Source organism: Gelidibacter japonicus (genome assembly GCF_010725055.1).
Lineage (GTDB): Bacteria > Bacteroidota > Bacteroidia > Flavobacteriales > Flavobacteriaceae > Gelidibacter > Gelidibacter japonicus.
In genome coordinates, this window is the sequence record NZ_BJKB01000010.1 from 16,253 (window position 1) to 31,972 (window position 15,720).

The window sequence follows — 15,720 nt, forward strand, 5'->3', positions numbered from 1 at the left end:
GATTAATATTTAGCTGTGGCTGTTTTATTAGTCATCATTGCAACTCCAGATGAAGTTCCAATTCTGTCAGCACCGGCATCGATATATTTTAGTGCAGTTTCCCGATCCCTGATGCCCCCAGAGGCCTTTATTTTTGCTCGGTCCTTAACAATTTTCTTGATGATCTTCACAGCGGTCAAGGTAGCCCCGCTTTTTGAAAAACCAGTTGAGGTTTTTATAAAGTCAACCTTGGCGTCCAAACAAATTTCGCAGATTTTAACGATTTCGTTTTTAGAAAGTTCACTAATTTCAAGAATCACTTTGAGTGGAGTCTTACCAATTGCGGCTTTTACATCAGAAATATCCTTAAAAACAGCAACGTAGTTTTTACTCCTCAGCAATCCAATATTGATTACCATGTCAATTTCATCAGCGCCGTCGTTAACTGCAGTTTTAGCCTCAAAAACTTTTGCCTCAGTCGACATTGCTCCCAGGGGAAAGCCAACGACGCTCACAATCTTCACAGTAGATTTTGAAAGCAATTGTTTGGCCAATGCAACATAACAACTATTCACACAAACTGCATAGAATTCATATTTCTTTGCATCATTGCATAAATCAATAATCTGCCTTTCCGTAGTGCTTGGCTTTAAAAGTGTTTGTTCAATGAAATGATTGATGGTCATAATTCTTTTATAGGGTTAAGTGTCGCGAAAATACGATAAACGGTTATTTCTTTAAAGTATTTCATCGTTTATTAGACGAATGGTTAAAAAATAAAACGCTAAATCTATTAATCGGCTTGGTCTGAGATTAATAGGTTTTTGACATTTTTGATTTACGCATATCTATAAGATAGCTACGTTGCAGTTGTTTAAAAAGACTACCACAAATTGAGAACTGACTTACATTTATATTATGTTTAACATACTTTATTTTTATATTGTCCTCTAAATTGAATTGAGAGCATCTCTATTCAGTCTGAATGTATCAATTGTTCTAACGTCTATAGATGACTTATATTCGACAGTTCTGTGACAATTAATTGGGAACGAATAAAAGCGGTGAAAAATGGTTTTACATGAGCTCTTTTATTAGATTGCTCTGATGCAGCAGAAAACTGATCTGTTTAGACCTATATTGAAGGAGAATTCATTAATAATAAACCTTTCATCATCTTTTAAGTTGAATTTTATCATAATTTTCATGTCTCCTTCATTCTTTCAATCTCTCATTGTCTTGTTATTACAAGTTATAATATAACTGTTACTACTTTTAACTCATATGAAAAAAAACAGCACTCATCTTTTAAAAGACTTGTGCTGTTTCTAACCAACCAACTATTATGAAAAATCCTCTCGGACTTTTAAGCGCTGACATTGATATGCCAACGTTTGTGATTTCTAGACTTCATCGACCAATTGTTCTTGGTTTCTAAAGACTAGTTTGTCATTGAATGAATCTAATAAGACAATACTGTCAGTAGTAATTCTACCTGCAAGTAGTTCTTTGCTCAGTTCGTTTAATACCTCTTTCTGAATGACTCGTTTCACAGGTCTTGCTCCATATTCTGGATTATAGCCTTTCTCTGCAAGATACGCAATGGCCTCATCGGTAGCATCAAAGGTGATCCCTTGTCTATCCAACATTCTTGTTAAGCCCTTCAATTGTAATTCGACGATATCTATAATGTTTTGTCTTGTTAATGGTGTAAACATAATAATGTCGTCAATTCTATTTAAAAATTCCGGACGCACACTTTGTTTTAAAAGGCCCAATACTTCAATTTTTGCAGACTCAACAGCAGTATCAATATCCTTTGACGCTTCAAAGCGTTGTTGGATGATATCACTTCCCATATTGGAAGTCATAATGATGATGGTGTTTTTGAAATCGGCAAGACGACCTTTGTTGTCTGTCAAATGACCTTCATCCAAAACCTGTAACAAAATATTGAAAGTGTCGGAATGTGCTTTCTCTATTTCGTCGAGCAATACCACAGAATACGGTTTTCTTCTCACAGCTTCTGTTAACTGCCCACCTTCATCATAGCCTACGTATCCTGGAGGCGCACCAATTAAACGGCTGACACTGTGACGCTCTTGGTATTCGCTCATATCAATTCGCGTCATGGCGGATTCATCGTCAAAAAGATATTCTGCCAAAGCTTTTGCCAATTCGGTTTTTCCAACACCAGTAGTTCCTAAAAACAGGAAAGTTCCGATAGGTTTTTGGGGATTTTGCAATCCCGCGCGGCTCCTTCTCACGGCGTCACTTACGGCAATGATGGCTTCTTCTTGTCCAATGACGCGTTTATGCAATTCATCTTCAAGTTTTAAAAGTTTTTCTCTATCGCTCTGCAGCATTTTAGTCACAGGAATTCCTGTCCATTTTGCCACAACCTCGGCGATGTCCTCATAGGTAACCTCTTCCTTGATCAAGGAGCTTCCCGATTGGTTGGCTTGTAACTCCTTCTGAAGTTTTTCAAGTTCCTCTTGGGCTTCCTTGATCTTTCCATAGCGAATCTCGGCTACTTTACCATAATCGCCCTCCCGTTCAGCACGTTCAGCCTCTATTTTGAAGTTCTCAATGTCAGATTTTGTAGTTTGAATATTGTCCACAACTTCCTTCTCGCTCATCCATTTAGCATTCATTTCATTGCGCTCTTCTTTTAAATTGGCAAGTTCAGAACGTAGATTCTGTAATTTGGTTTCATCTTTTTCACGTTTGATGGCCTCGATTTCAATTTCCAACTGCATGACTTTTCTGTCCAAAACATCCAATTCTTCGGGCTTGGAATTGATTTCCATACGTAACTTTGAGGCTGCTTCATCCATGAGGTCAATGGCCTTGTCCGGTAGAAACCTATTGGTAATATAACGTTCCGATAATTCTACGGCACCAATAATGGCCTCATCTTTAATTCGTACTTTATGATGGGTTTCATATTTTTCCTTAATTCCACGTAGAATTGAAATGGCGCTTTCCGTATCCGGCTCGTCAACCATAACTTTTTGGAATCGGCGCTCCAATGCTTTATCCTTTTCAAAATACTTTTGATATTCATCAAGTGTTGTTGCTCCAATGGCGCGCAATTCACCTCTTGCCAAGGCTGGTTTTAGAATATTGGCGGCGTCCATGGCGCCTTGTCCTCCTCCTGCACCAACTAAAGTATGGATTTCGTCAATAAACAGCACAATATCTCCTTCGCTTGAAGTGACTTCCTTGATGACCGCTTTTAATCGTTCTTCAAATTCGCCTTTATATTTTGCTCCTGCAATAAGTGCCCCCATATCTAAGGCAAAAACCTGCTTGTCTTTTAAATTCTCCGGAACGTCACCATCTATGATACGATGGGCCAGGCCCTCAGCAATCGCGGTTTTACCGGTACCAGGCTCTCCAACTAGAATAGGGTTGTTTTTGGTACGACGCGACAAAATCTGAAGTATTCTTCTAATCTCTTCATCACGTCCAATCACCGGATCCAATCTGCCGTCTTTGGCCATTTGGTTGAGGTTCTTAGCGTATTTGTTCAAAGAATTGTAAGTGTCCTCTTGGCTTTGTGATGTCACACGATCGCCTTGACGCAATTCTTCAATACCCGCAGTCAGGGCTTTTTCAGTTACGCCTTGATCTTTGAGCATTTGAGCAATTTTACTATCCGATTTAAACACAGCCAAAAGCAAATGCTCGATGGAAACATAGTCGTCTTTCATCTTTTTGGCGATGATGGAAGCTTCGTTGAGCGATTTATTTGCTTCTCTTGAGAGCATGATATCACCACCAGACACCTTAGGAAAACTCTCTAATTGTTTGTCTAAGGTCTGTTCTAAAAGGTTCATGTTGACATTCAATTTTTTAAGAAGGAATGGCAATACGTTTTCGTCAACTACCGAAATAGCTTTAAAAATGTGCTCGTTTTCAATTTGTTGATGGCCAAAACCTTGCGCAAGTTGTTGAGCATGCTGGATGGCCTCTTGTGATTTTATTGTATAGTTGTTAAAGTTCATAATTTTTCGCCCAAATTCGGGGTATTTATATGTTAGTATTTTTATTTCATTTATTCCGCTCCATATATTTTGAGGGGAAACAATTTTGTATCGTTATTGTTCACGATGGTCATTTCAATTACCTTACCAAGTTAAAGCGCACGACAAAATGTCGCCTAACGTCAATAAAAACGCGACATTTCGTCAGTTTGTAACATATGCGGTTGTTGTTCGACTGTAGTATAAAGTTATTTAAAATTTGGGTGAATGGAGAGCTATTTAGAATATCTTTAACGCACAGGAAAATGGTGGTTTTTGAATAACGAACAAAGAACAAAGAACAAAGAACAAAGAACAAAGAACCAAGACGTATTAATATGAAAAAATGAGAGGTGAGAGATGGCGAACAATATGATGCGTTACAATAAACAACATCAACTGCCGACTGAATACGAATAGGGGCTAATCGCGTTTAATTAGGAGTTTTGAATCTTTACGTAGTTTTGTGTTTGTTTTATGGCCATTCGTGACATAGCTAACCATGGTTTGTTTTTTCATCACAGGGGAGCCAATTTCGGATAATGAAGATCAGAACAATCCATGGCAGAAATCAATCGGAAGTTCAATTTGAAAAATAAATAAAAACAATAAGAAATATATAATACTCATATGGGACTATTTAATAAATTATTTGGCGCTTCAACAAGCTCAGCAACAAACTCAGATCAATCGAAACAGGAAAACGAAACACCTTGGATTAATTTAAACTCCATGGAGCAATTGGATGGCATTGTCGAAAAATCTAAAACTAAGCCACAGTTTATTTTCAAACATTCCACTCGTTGTGGTATAAGCAGGATGGTGATCAGCCGATTTAAGAATGACTATCAAATTTCAGGTAATGAAGCCGATCTTTACTATTTGGATTTGTTGGACTACAGAGCGATTTCTAATGCGATTGCGGACAGATTTCAAGTCATGCACCAGTCGCCACAATTAGTGATCATCAAAAATGGGGTTGCCGTGGCCCATGAGAGTCATAGTGGGATTAATAATATAGATATGGAGAAGTTTATTTCATGAGGACGATCCATTGTGCTTGAATATAGAGAGCTTTAATCAAAATATAAAGTCAACATTATTTTGCCTTGTAAGCCACTGAACAAAAAACTCCCAAAATAATTTTCTGGGAGTTTTTTCATTTTAGTTCCGCATTTTATATGAATTGATAATCTGCTTTAACCTTAGCTTTAGGTCTTCTCCAGTATCATAAACCATATCGGCATTGGAAGGAAAAGGCAATCGCCTGTTGCGCAAAAGTTCCCGGTCCTGGGTGTTCAGTGCCCGTTCATCACCTTTTACCGTGGCGAAGAAATTTTCAAATACAAATTCGCTGCTGATTGGAAACACATCCAAAGTTTGGTTGTTTTTTAAATCGACATACACAACATCGGCAAGCACTTGAGTGGATTTGAATTGGTGATATTCAAAAAACCGTGCTTTTACATGGATGACATTGTCAATTTTGATATCATTTCCTAAGCTGTCTTTCATTACGTTCCCTTTGCTGTCCTTTTGATATTTCCAACCGTCCACAATCTGCTTTTCTCTAAGCATCTGCTTTTCGTTAAATCTTTCCGGAGAAATATTAATACGCTTCAACTGTAGGGCCATGGCATAGTCATAATCGATTCGCTTATCAGGAATGGCATGGTAGACGGTCCAAAATTGATTCAACCCATAGGTGTCAAAGTTCAATAGATCGTCTTCCAATCTCTTTGGGATGATTTGGTCAGTTTGGTTTTCAATGGTTACGATAACATAATCAGATCCAAGATTATGGGCCTCTTGCATTAAATTGCGTACATCTTTATATTTTGGGTTGATACGGTCAATATACTGAAATGTCGCGTAGGCTTCTTTAATGTCCCGTTTATTGTTTGAATCAATTAGCGACAATCCAGTTTCATACATATAAGCCGAAACTTCGTTGCGCGACTGCGCAATAACATGTGAGTAATCTTTAAAGTCCAAACGGAGTGGTTTGTTGCCGATTTGTAAAGGTAAGATGGGTTTGATCTTTTCTTGGCGAGCATTTAATTTGAGATAAATCTCGTAAATGTTTTTGTAATGCTCAGGATTGCCATCTTTTCGTAGGTGTTTGATGGTATTTAAATCACGTTCAACCGCTTTTTCGAATGCGTTTTTGAGCATTACCACAAAATCTTGTTTGCGCTCTTTGTTTTTGTTGTTTTCCAGTTTTCTTAAGGCGTCTTCAATTGCAAAATCATAATTTCCAGAATGAAGTGCTTTCTCGATCTGCTTTTTACCGCTGCAAGAAACAATTAATAAAATAAATATAGTGTAGAGTAATTTTGCTTTCATAAATCTGGTGAATAATTTGTTGAAGTTAAAGGATTCCAAAATACATGCCAAATGTAAAAGTCAGAAGTTGGAAGCTTAGAGCTTGAAGTAATTGATTAAATATAAAAAGCACGAAAATTAGTCGCTACCAATCTCCGTGCTTCCAACTTCGTGCTTCGTGCTTTCAGCTTCCAACTTATTGTTTTTTCTTCTTCTGATTGTAAACAGGCAGCAGTTGTGTTGACACATCGCCAAATCCAATTCTGGTGCCGTCTTTTTCACAATGGCCTCTCATGATGACCGTATCGTAATCATTGATGTATTTCCTTTCGGTGCCGTCCTTCATCTTAATAGGTTTTTCACCTCTCCAGGTCAGTTCCAGCATAGAGCCGTAGGAGTCTTCAGTAGGTCCGGAAATGGTGCCACTCCCCATCATATCACCTGAGTTTATAGGGCAACCGTTAATTGTATGATGCGCCAATTGCTGAGACATATTCCAATACATATATTTAAAATTGGATTTGCTCACAATTGTCTCTTTGGCGTTTTTAGGTCGTATTGCCACCTCTAAATTGATGTCGTATCCTTTTTTTCCTTTCGATTTTAAGTACGGTAAAAGTGGTTTGATCGGTTTTGGACCTTCTACTTTAAAAGGCTCTAAGGCATCAAGAGTGACAATCCATGGCGACATGGATGACGCAAAGTTTTTGGCTAAGAATGGGCCTAAAGGCACATACTCCCATTTCTGGATATCTCGCGCAGACCAGTCATTGAAAAGGACCAGTCCGAAAATGTATTCCTCCGCTTCGTTTACTGGTATGGATTCGCCCAAATCGTTGGCGTCTGTGGTGATAAAAGCCATTTCCAATTCAAAATCGATGGCCATCGAAGGGCCAAAAACAGGTTCAGTGGCACCGTCAGGTAAGGTTTGTCCTTGAGGTCTGTGCACCGGAATTCCAGATGGAATAATTGAAGAGCTACGCCCATGATAGCCTACCGGTATATGTAACCAATTTGGCATCAGCGCATTTTCAGCTCCTCTAAACATCGTTCCCACATTGGTAGCATGTTCAAGACTCGAGTAAAAGTCGGTATAATCACCTACATGAACAGGCAGCTGCATTTCTATTTCATCCAATCTAAAGCAGACAATTTCCTTGTGTTTGAGATTGCTTTTTAAGGTGGTGTTGTTACTGTCAAAAATATCAGCAATTCTATTTCTTACAGCACGCCATGTTTTCCGACCATCGGCAATAAAATCATTTAAGCTATCCTGAAGAAAGATATCGTCAGTCAATGGGATCCCGTCAAAATAACCTAATTGATGAAGAGCGCCCAGATCGATGGCAGTATCGCCAATTCGAGTACCAATGGTAATGATATCGTCCCGGGTTAAAAAGACCCCAAAAGGGATGTTCTGTATTGGAAAATCAGAGTTCTTTCCCACGTGAAGCCACGACGTGCGATCGGGGTTATTTGCTGATATAGACATAGTGTTGCTATTAATTTGTTTTATATTAAATCTATTCAAACCTACATATTTTTTTTAATTTAAAAACAAAAAAACACTTAAAGTTATGTTGTTTTTAAGGAAACTCCAATTCGATAAAATTCAGATGAATAATTCTTTTTTTGGCCTAGTTAACTATTGTATTTAGTATTTTTGGTGAAATTTGTAAAGAAATTATTAAGAATAAGATTCCTGCCTTTGCGGGAGTGACTAAAAATCTAACTTATGCAACGTGACCAACAAATATTTGAGCTCATAGAAGCTGAAAAAGAGAGACAATTAAACGGTTTAGAGCTTATTGCTTCAGAGAACTTTGTAAGCAACCAGGTGATGGAAGCCGCCGGATCGGTTTTAACCAATAAGTACGCTGAGGGCTATCCTGGAAAGCGTTATTATGGCGGTTGTGAAGTCGTAGATGAAGTGGAGCAAATTGCTGTTGATCGTGCCAAAGCCTTATTTGGAGCGGAATATGCCAATGTGCAACCGCATTCTGGAAGTCAGGCAAATACCGCTGTTTATTCTATGTGTTTAAAACCTGGAGATAAAATTCTTGGCTTTGACCTATCGCATGGTGGGCATTTGACTCACGGATCTCCCGTGAATTTTTCAGGGAAACTTTATGACCCTGTATTCTACGGTGTAGATAAGGCAACGGGGTTGATCGATTATAACCATTTGGAAGATACGGCCAAAAGGGAAAAGCCCAAGTTGATCATTGCCGGTGCCTCAGCCTATTCCCGTGATATGGATTTTAAAGCTTTTAGACAGGTTGCCGATAAAGTTGGTGCTTTGTTGATGGCCGATATTGCCCATCCTGCAGGATTAATAGCCAAAGGCATTTTGAACGATCCAATGCCACATTGCCATATTGTTACTACCACAACACACAAAACATTAAGAGGGCCAAGAGGAGGGATGATCATGATGGGAGAAGATTTTGAAAACCCATACGGAATGAAAACTCCCAAGGGCAATTTAAGAATGATGTCTTCCTTATTGGATTCTGGAGTTTTCCCAGGAAACCAAGGTGGACCTTTGGAGCACATTATTGCCGCTAAGGCCATTGCATTTGGCGAGGCTCTGACCGATGATTTTATGCAATACATGTTGCAGATCAAGAAAAATGCTGCGGCCATGGCACAAGCTTTTGTCGCCAAGGATTACCATATTATTTCGGGAGGAACGGACAACCACATGATGTTGATCGATTTGAGAAATAAAAATCTAACCGGTAAAACTGCTGAAGAAGCGTTGACAAAAGCAGATATTACGGTGAATAAAAACATGGTGCCTTTTGATGATAAATCGCCATTTGTGACTTCAGGTATCCGTATTGGAACTGCAGCAGTGACTACCAGAGGTTTGAAAGAAGCTGATATGTCAACTATTGTTGGTCTGATAGATGAGGTTCTAAGAAACCACGATGATGAGGCCAAATTGGATGCTGTTGCCAAAAAAGTGAATGTGATGATGAAAGGGAAACCTTTGTTCTCGTAGTTAAGATATGCCATTGTCAATCAAGCCTGACAGTCCCGATAGCTATCGGGACTGTCAGGTTTTTTATTCTTCTTCAAAAACGACATGTTGGTAAGCACCCAGATCAGGAGCAGCGGTGCGAGACACACTTAAAATATCCAAAGGCACTGAATTTGAAAATGGATTATTTCCAATGACATTGATCGCTGCGGATTCCTGTCCAATGATCAACTTGTTTTTTGACGCATCCATAAAGTCAGGCTCTTGATTGAATATTACGTTCTCATATAAAGCCATGTTGTCAAAATCATAATTTGGATCAGATCCAAACTTGTTATTGGGGTCGTGAAACCTGATTAGGCAATTGGTGAATTTAAAGTTGAAGGCGGCACCTTCCTCTTCTTCCAAAAGAAACTCCGGATTGTCATTTCCAAAAATAATACAGTTGTTGAAATTGGCTGCAGTCAATGCATTGGTGAGGACAGTGTCGTCTTCCAAAATCAAAAAATTATTGAGATATAATGAGGGGAATTGCCTAAAGCTACTGGACCAATAATTGGCAATGGTACAATGGGTAAAGTTATATGTTCCGCCATAAGTACCAGCAAAAGCAGATTGTCCAGCATTGTTCAACACAACATTTTCTGCGGTAATGGATGTGGCGCGTCCTAAGATTCCAAAATTGCTGGAATTATAGATTTTGGAGTTTTTGATTGTTAATTTCGGAATGGTAGCGGTAGGATTGTTTTCCGCTAAAATTCCGATGGTGGCATTTTTTATCGTTGCAAAATTGATATCATTTGCTTTGCTGCCTTGAAATAACCAAATGGTTCCCCATTGCCCTGGAATGTTATCAAACATGGGTTCCAATCTGTCGCTTTCAAAAATGACCTCGTTTGCCATTGTGGTTTGATCAGGACTGTATTGTCCATTGATCTTTAAGGACGCATTATTGGTTACCAACAAGCCAGAATTCGCATGGAAATGGACACGTGCGCCAGCTTCGATGGTTAAGGTTTTGTTTTCGCCAACAGCTGCATAGCCATAAATAACATAAGGCTTATCTTTTGTAAAGGTCAATTCGGCATCGGTTAAAAACCGGCCTTGAACGTTGGTCTCATCAACATTACCATCACCATCTACATCAAAAGTCAATGTTTCCACAATGCCTTGGGCATCTCGATTGGGATAAATAAAAACAGCATCCTTGACCAAGGTCACTAAATCCACTTTTTGAAAGTTGGATCCGCTGTCAAACTCGATGACATCGGTATATAAAAATTGATTGTTTGCAGTTACGACAGTTTGGATATCAAAAGTGGTCTCAATAAAGATATACATGCTGTCTTTTGCCAAAAGCTCTACATTCTGAAATTCTTTACCTGAAATGCCATCAACATTTAGCCTGTAGTTGGACGCTCGGCCTTGACCTAAGCGCAAGTTTGGGATGGAGATGTCTTTATTGCTGCGGTTATAAACCTTCAAATTGTAGGTGCTTGAACCAATATTGGTAAAGACGGTATCTAAATACACTGTATCCTTTGAAAAGGTTAAGGAGCCATCACTTGGTTCGAAATCGAAATCCTTGCGGCATGAACTCCAAAAAATCAAGGTAGAAATAGTAAGAATAAAATAAAAGTTTCTTTTCATTATCGCAATCAATTCATATTGAGATTCAAAAATATGACTTTTGGAATTATGAATCCATAACAACCACTTATTTAATTCCCAAGAGTGGTTTTTAACCTTTTCTCAAGTTTAATACCATGAAACTTTGCTTCAATATTGCAATAGGGTTAAAGGTTAAGCCCCTTTCTTCCAATTGCTGTCGGATTCATTGCAGTTACTTTAGTTTTTATAAATGTTTTAGACACGAACATGACCGTCCGATCAGGCGGTTACGCGAATGGTTATTTGCATTCACATATTCTTTGCCAACTCTTTCACGCGCAGACTTTCAGTCTGGCATCACAAAACTAGGGATTTCCAACCTTTAGTGGTTTATTTGGAATTTGCCTGCCCGTCGGCAGATAGGGAATTTGATTTTGTTTTTGGAATTTAAATACCTCGTGTGCTTGCCTGCCCGTGCCAAGTGGACGGACTCTCAAGGTTCTTGATTCATTGTTTTTGACTTTCCTTTAAAATCTCTCGAAACTCTTCACTATACTCCAAAAACTTATCAATAAGATAAATTCTATTTTCCGGTCGCAAAAGAGAAGATGATATTTCCTTCGATTCGCAGTAGGCAAAAAAGAGATGTTTATAGTCCTTGGTGATGTTCAAATTCAATACTAAAAACTTGTCATTAAAGAATTTGTCTGTTTTGAACAACGCATCAAAATCATCTGAGGTGATGGTAGTTTCGACGGTTTCAGGTTCTTTTGGCGATTTTCTTTTGAAAAGCTTTATGATACTTTCGCCAATAGCTATGAGATCCAAAGGACCTGTATTTAGTTTTTTATACTTATAACCTTGTTTTTCAATATCATTTTTGAATTGTTGCTGAAGTGTATTTGTTAATTTTTCCTCATCCACTTCTTTTGGAGTGATAGCGCCTTGCACTTCTACCTCGTCCAGTTCGTTCACATTTTTTTTGAGCTCAAATACTTGATTGTCCACCAGGTGCATTTCAGTGACCACAAGTTGTTTGGTATGATGAAATAATGAGCTAAAAATCAGCGTATCATTGATTTGTGCGTAAATTTTAAAATTACCGTTGCCATCAGTCGAAGTAATGCTTTTGGAGGTGACATTCATGATTTTAGCTCCCGAAATAGGGGCTTCGGCGTCATAAAGTGTTCCCGTGATGTTCTGTGAAAGCATCAGTGTGGAACAGAGACAAAAAAGGATGGTAATTTTACTCACTAAGCAAAGAGATTGATTACCATCAAATTAAATCATTATAGTTTTTTAAAAGTGATGTATTAAGAGACTTTAACAATCATTTTAATCTTAATTTAACTAAATAGGGTTCTGATTTCTTCGGTAATTCTGGTAGGTTTCATGTATTCTTGGGAAACAAGACACCATTTGGTTTCAGAAGAGGCCAACAATTTGTCGGTGTTCTCATTATAGATCTCAACCATTCGAATACAGGTGAGACCGCCTGATTCTTTAATGTAAGTTTTAAGTTTGAGCACATCACCCAAAACGGCAGGGTTCTTATATTCAATGGTATGTTTGAGAAGAATCCAGAAATAATCAGAAAGCATACTTTTTGTAGCTTTGGCGTGCCAATGTTGTTCTGCAACATCTTGCACCCATTGCACATACCGCACGTTGTTGACATGGTTGAGGTTGTCTAAGTCATCTTGGGTTACGGTAATGTGTATTTCGAAGCTTTGCATATCTATTATATTGGCTTGTTCTAGGACATTCTATTTGTGATTCTGAACATTTTTTTAAAGGCAGTAGTTACTTGACAAACACTTCCACCTCAAACAATTTGTCCCAATCTTTTCCAGTCACAAAAATAGTCTTAGTTTCCGGATTGTAGGCTATGCCGTTCAATACATCTAAAGTGGGATGTTGCTTGACCAGTTTTTGTAGCGGTGAAAAGTCGATTACACCCTCAACGGCACCGTTTGCAGGATTGATGATCAAAACACCATTGCGTTGGTAAATATTGGCATAGATTTTCCCGTCAATATATTCCAGTTCATTCAAACTGTCAATTTTACCAGTATTGGTGTATATCTGAATATAATCATCCTCAGCAAGTGTAGTTGGGTTGAGTTTCCAAATTTTGTTGGTGCCATCGGTTTTATAGATTACCTTTCCATCATTGCACAAGCCCCATCCTTCTTTGCTTTTTCCATAATTGAAGCTGCCCGTTTTTTCAAATGTATCTATATCATATATAAATCCAATATTTTCTTTCCAAGTGAGTTGGTAAATGTTATTGTTCATTATGGTAAGACCTTCTCCAAAGTATTGATTGCCTAAATTGATGTTTTTAAGAATTTCACCTGTTTTGTAATCCACTTTTCTAAGCTTGGACTTGCCGTATTGTCCAGTACTTTCGTATAAAAAACCATCATGAAATTCCAAGCCTTGAGTGTAAGACGTGATATCATGAGGATATTCATTTAAGATTTTATAACTATAAATTTTTGGCGCAACATTATTTAATATTGTCACGTTTGTTGAGGTCTCTTCAGTGGTTTCACCATAAGTGACTGTTGCCGTGATCGTATGCACACCGAGGGTTAAATCAGTAACATTGAAGATTTCTTCAATCGGGGTTGCGTCAATTTTGTAACTTATATTACTGATAGTCTTGTTTTTTGGGTTTTCTATGGACAATTTTAGGGTTTCACCAAGCGCAACGGTATTGTTCTTGGCGTCAGTTTTGATGTTAAAACTACTTTTTTTACCGTTTGGGGTGTCACCACAAGTAAATATTATAAGGCTTAAAACCGTGATTATAAAAAGCTTAGTTGAAGACATAGAGATGATATATTTTTGGGCAAGTTATTTAAATAAATTCAGTTTATAAAATCATTGCAAAAGTAGTAAAAGATTGTATCTTTGCAGTTGGCAAGTCCTACACAACCAGCTCCTGCTGAATCCTCCAGGGCGGGAACGCAGCAAAGGTAAGTGGTCGTAGCGGTGTGATGTAGGTAGCTTGCCTTTTTTTATTCCTGCGAAAGTAGGAATCTCAAAGTTTATTCTTGCGAAAGCAGGAATCTCAGAGCCCAACTTCTTGACTCCCCATAATTCTCTTTTCAATTTCAAATTCATTTTAACTTTATATTATATCGTATTTTTGAACCATTATACATTTTTAATTTTTCATCGTTAACTCATACTCGAACATGTCTAAAGTTGTATTGATTACGGGAGGTTCATCAGGAATTGGCAAATCCGTTGGTGAATTCTTGACCGAAAAAGGATTCATAGTTTACGGTACGAGCAGGAATCCTAAAACGTATTCAGACAGTAAATTCAATTTGGTTAGACTTGATGTTGCTGATGTTGATTCAATTAGGGAGGCCATTAAGACGGTCATAGCTCAACATGGACGTATAGATGTGCTTATCAATAATGCAGGGGCGGGCATTACAGGGCCCATTGAGGAAATTCCCGATACTGAAATCCAACGTAATTTTGAAACTAATTTCTTCGGTCCCATTCGGGTTATAAAAGCCGTTCTGCCACAAATGAGAGTCCAAAAATCTGGTCTTATCATAAATATCACGTCTATTGCTGGATATATGGGTTTACCATATAGAGGGGTTTACAGTGCGAGTAAAGGTGCCTTGGAACTGCTGACGGAAGCCTTCAGAATGGAGGTCAAGGATTTCAACATTCGGATGACCAATGTTGCTCCTGGCGATTTTGCTACCAATATAGCGGCAGGACGCTATCATGCACCGGTATTAGAGGATTCTCCGTACAAAAAAACTTATGGGAACACTTTAAACCTAATGAATGCCCATGTAAGTGAAGGAAAGGATCCAAAATTAATGGCCAATGCTATCTTTAAAATCATTAACACGAAAAATCCAAGAGTACATTACAAGGTAGGTGAGTTCATGCAAAAGTTTTCCATTGTTTTAAAGCGAATCTTGCCTGATAAGGTCTATGAAAAAATGTTAATGAAGCATTATAATCTATAAGGAAACCTTTGAGGTTGGGATGTTGATATGTTTTCATTAAAATACCGGCTGCATCTTTGTTATTAATCGTAACTTTGCACCACTTTAAAACACAACTTTATACAGATTATTATTTATGAAATTTTTTATTGATACTGCTAATTTAGAGCAAATTAAGGAAGCCCAAGATATGGGTATTTTGGATGGTGTCACTACCAACCCGTCGCTGATGGCCAAGGAAGGCATTACAGGTACTGACAATATCATGAAGCATTATGTCAACATTTGCAATTTGGTAGATGGTGATGTGAGTGCTGAAGTTATTGCTACAGATTTTGAAGGCATGGTAAGAGAGGGAGAAGCTTTGGCTGATCTCCACGAACAGATTGTGGTCAAGTTACCGATGATCAAAGATGGTGTAAAGGCTTGTAAATACTTCAGTGATAAAGGAATTAAAACCAATATGACTTTGGTGTTTTCTGCAGGTCAGGCATTATTGGCCGCAAAAGCTGGTGCAACATATGTGTCGCCTTTTATTGGTCGTTTGGATGATATTTCAACTGACGGACTGAACCTCATAGCCGAAATTAGAATGATTTATGATAATTACGATTTTGATACTGAGATTTTAGCGGCATCAGTACGTCATACCATGCATGTTATTGACTGTGCAAAATTAGGCGCTGATGTCATGACTGGGCCTTTGAGTTCAATTACTGGGTTGTTAAACCATCCATTAACCGATATTGGATTAGAGAAGTTCTTGGCAGATTATAAAAAAGGAAACTAATTGCCTCATACA

General features: G+C 38.2%; 12 protein-coding genes and 1 other RNA gene. 5 read left to right on the forward strand and 8 right to left on the reverse strand.

The window, feature by feature from the left end; all coding sequences use genetic code 11:
• Positions 1 to 2 precede the first annotated feature (2 nt).
• On the reverse strand, positions 3 to 665 hold the full coding sequence (gene deoC, locus G6N06_RS11155) for a deoxyribose-phosphate aldolase (protein WP_163516830.1): 663 nt from the start codon (positions 663 to 665) through the stop codon (positions 3 to 5).
• A 717-nt stretch (positions 666 to 1,382) separates the two neighbouring features.
• The gene (gene clpB, locus G6N06_RS11160; RefSeq protein ID WP_163516831.1) at positions 1,383 to 3,989 is read right to left on the reverse strand and encodes an ATP-dependent chaperone ClpB; all 2,607 of its coding nucleotides are present in this window, start codon (positions 3,987 to 3,989) and stop codon (positions 1,383 to 1,385) included.
• 648 nt (positions 3,990 to 4,637) lie between these two features.
• On the opposite strand from clpB, the gene ytxJ reads away from it, so the two are divergent.
• Positions 4,638 to 5,051: a bacillithiol system redox-active protein YtxJ gene (gene ytxJ / locus G6N06_RS11165; protein WP_163516832.1), complete on the forward strand. Its 414-nt coding sequence runs from the start codon at positions 4,638 to 4,640 to the stop codon at positions 5,049 to 5,051.
• A 120-nt stretch (positions 5,052 to 5,171) separates the two neighbouring features.
• On the opposite strand, the gene G6N06_RS11170 is transcribed toward ytxJ, so the two are convergent.
• Positions 5,172 to 6,353, reverse strand: coding sequence for a hypothetical protein (locus tag G6N06_RS11170; RefSeq protein WP_205334761.1), 1,182 nt, complete (start codon positions 6,351 to 6,353; stop codon positions 5,172 to 5,174).
• 175 nt (positions 6,354 to 6,528) lie between these two features.
• A complete protein-coding gene (gene fahA, locus G6N06_RS11175; RefSeq protein WP_163516833.1) occupies positions 6,529 to 7,824 on the reverse strand; it encodes a fumarylacetoacetase in 1,296 nt (431 codons plus the stop codon).
• 243 nt (positions 7,825 to 8,067) lie between these two features.
• Between fahA and glyA the strand changes: the two genes are divergently transcribed.
• On the forward strand, positions 8,068 to 9,339 hold the full coding sequence (glyA, locus tag G6N06_RS11180; RefSeq protein WP_163516834.1) for a serine hydroxymethyltransferase: 1,272 nt from the start codon (positions 8,068 to 8,070) through the stop codon (positions 9,337 to 9,339).
• Between the two features lie 63 nt (positions 9,340 to 9,402).
• Here glyA and G6N06_RS11185 read toward each other — a convergent pair whose 3' ends face one another.
• From G6N06_RS11185 to G6N06_RS11200, 4 genes are all read right to left on the reverse strand, one after another.
• Positions 9,403 to 10,968 carry a right-handed parallel beta-helix repeat-containing protein gene (locus G6N06_RS11185; RefSeq protein ID WP_163516835.1) on the reverse strand — a complete coding sequence of 522 codons (1,566 nt, stop codon included), beginning with the start codon at positions 10,966 to 10,968 and terminating at the stop codon, positions 9,403 to 9,405.
• Between the two features lie 468 nt (positions 10,969 to 11,436).
• Complete coding sequence (locus tag G6N06_RS11190) at positions 11,437 to 12,183, reverse strand: carboxypeptidase-like regulatory domain-containing protein (RefSeq protein ID WP_163516836.1); 747 nt, start codon at positions 12,181 to 12,183, stop codon at positions 11,437 to 11,439.
• A 92-nt stretch (positions 12,184 to 12,275) separates the two neighbouring features.
• Entirely contained in the window at positions 12,276 to 12,665 is a 390-nt protein-coding gene (locus tag G6N06_RS11195; protein WP_163516837.1) for an acyl-CoA thioesterase, read from the reverse strand.
• Positions 12,666 to 12,732: 67 nt separating this feature from the next.
• On the reverse strand, positions 12,733 to 13,767 hold the full coding sequence (locus G6N06_RS11200; protein WP_163516838.1) for a glutaminyl-peptide cyclotransferase: 1,035 nt from the start codon (positions 13,765 to 13,767) through the stop codon (positions 12,733 to 12,735).
• Positions 13,768 to 13,855: 88 nt separating this feature from the next.
• Between G6N06_RS11200 and ffs the strand changes: the two genes are divergently transcribed.
• The 3 genes from ffs (at position 13,856) to fsa (ending at position 15,708) form a co-directional block, all read left to right on the forward strand.
• Positions 13,856 to 13,954, forward strand: an RNA gene (gene ffs, locus G6N06_RS11205) — signal recognition particle sRNA small type.
• A gap of 181 nt (positions 13,955 to 14,135) precedes the next feature.
• Positions 14,136 to 14,939: an SDR family oxidoreductase gene (locus G6N06_RS11210; RefSeq protein WP_163516839.1), complete on the forward strand. Its 804-nt coding sequence runs from the start codon at positions 14,136 to 14,138 to the stop codon at positions 14,937 to 14,939.
• A gap of 115 nt (positions 14,940 to 15,054) precedes the next feature.
• Positions 15,055 to 15,708: a fructose-6-phosphate aldolase gene (gene fsa, locus G6N06_RS11215; protein WP_163516840.1), complete on the forward strand. Its 654-nt coding sequence runs from the start codon at positions 15,055 to 15,057 to the stop codon at positions 15,706 to 15,708.
• Positions 15,709 to 15,720: the final 12 nt, after the last annotated feature.

What these genes read in the sequence shown, in the direction of transcription:
- deoC (WP_163516830.1), bottom strand. Translation starts at nt 665, where the DNA reads ATGACCATCAATCATTTCATTGAACAAACACTTTTAAAGCCAAGCACT.
- clpB (WP_163516831.1), bottom strand. Translation starts at nt 3,989, where the DNA reads ATGAACTTTAACAACTATACAATAAAATCACAAGAGGCCATCCAGCAT.
- ytxJ (WP_163516832.1), top strand. Translation starts at nt 4,638, where the DNA reads ATGGGACTATTTAATAAATTATTTGGCGCTTCAACAAGCTCAGCAACA.
- G6N06_RS11170 (WP_205334761.1), bottom strand. Translation starts at nt 6,353, where the DNA reads ATGAAAGCAAAATTACTCTACACTATATTTATTTTATTAATTGTTTCT.
- fahA (WP_163516833.1), bottom strand. Translation starts at nt 7,824, where the DNA reads ATGTCTATATCAGCAAATAACCCCGATCGCACGTCGTGGCTTCACGTG.
- glyA (WP_163516834.1), top strand. Translation starts at nt 8,068, where the DNA reads ATGCAACGTGACCAACAAATATTTGAGCTCATAGAAGCTGAAAAAGAG.
- G6N06_RS11185 (WP_163516835.1), bottom strand. Translation starts at nt 10,968, where the DNA reads ATGAAAAGAAACTTTTATTTTATTCTTACTATTTCTACCTTGATTTTT.
- G6N06_RS11195 (WP_163516837.1), bottom strand. Translation starts at nt 12,665, where the DNA reads ATGCAAAGCTTCGAAATACACATTACCGTAACCCAAGATGACTTAGAC.
- G6N06_RS11200 (WP_163516838.1), bottom strand. Translation starts at nt 13,767, where the DNA reads ATGTCTTCAACTAAGCTTTTTATAATCACGGTTTTAAGCCTTATAATA.
- G6N06_RS11210 (WP_163516839.1), top strand. Translation starts at nt 14,136, where the DNA reads ATGTCTAAAGTTGTATTGATTACGGGAGGTTCATCAGGAATTGGCAAA.
- fsa (WP_163516840.1), top strand. Translation starts at nt 15,055, where the DNA reads ATGAAATTTTTTATTGATACTGCTAATTTAGAGCAAATTAAGGAAGCC.